Source organism: Polaribacter sp. IC066 (genome assembly GCF_007997085.1).
In the GTDB taxonomy this organism is placed as follows: Bacteria; Bacteroidota; Bacteroidia; order Flavobacteriales; family Flavobacteriaceae; genus Polaribacter.
The window spans coordinates 1-697 of the sequence record NZ_VORR01000156.1 but is presented as its reverse complement, the minus strand read 5'-3'; the positions used below and the strand labels follow the sequence as shown (position 1 = coordinate 697).

The window sequence follows — 697 nt, the reverse complement described above, 5'->3', positions numbered from 1 at the left end:
GATGTTCGATGTTCGATTTTAGCTCAAAGCCAATAGCTTATGGCACATAGCCAATACTTGTTCGTTTCACGATGGCCGAAAAACGAAAAACGGTAAACGATAATCGATGGACGAAAGACGATGTTCGATGTTCGATTTTAGCTCAAAACCAATAGCTTATGGCACATAGCCAATACTTGTTCGTTTCACGATGGCCGAAAAACGAAAAACGGTAAACGATAATCGATGGACGAAAGACGATGGTCGTTGTTCGATGGTCGTTGTTCGTTGTTCGATGTTCGTGGTTGGTTTCACCATAGATGATAATCAAAAAACGATGTACGAAAAACGGTAAACGATAATCGATGGACGAAAGACGATGTTCGTTGTTCGATGTTCGTTATTCGTGGTTGGTTTCACCATAGATGATAATCAAAAAACGATGTTCGAAAAACGATAATCGATGGACGAAAGACGATGGTCGATGTTCGATTTTAGCTCAAAGCCAATAGCTTATGGCACATAGCCAATACTTGTTCGTTTCACGATGTACGAAAAACGGTAAACGATAATCGATGGACGATTTTGACATTTAGCTCAAAGCCCATAGCTTACGGCGCATAGCCAATACTTATTCGTTTCACGATGGTCGAAAAACGAAAAACGGTAAACGAAAAACGGTCGACGATATACGAAAAACGATGTCCGATACTCCAAA

1 protein-coding gene is annotated in these 697 nt (G+C 40.5%); it reads left to right on the top strand.

Annotated features, from left to right (window positions below; all coding sequences use genetic code 11):
• The first annotated feature begins 190 nt into the window (after positions 1–190).
• Positions 191–334: a hypothetical protein gene (locus tag ES044_RS18695; RefSeq protein WP_189663365.1), complete on the top strand. Its 144-nt coding sequence runs from the start codon at positions 191–193 to the stop codon at positions 332–334.
• Positions 335–697: the final 363 nt, after the last annotated feature.

What these genes read in the sequence shown, in the direction of transcription:
- ES044_RS18695 (WP_189663365.1), top strand. Translation starts at nt 191, where the DNA reads ATGGCCGAAAAACGAAAAACGGTAAACGATAATCGATGGACGAAAGAC.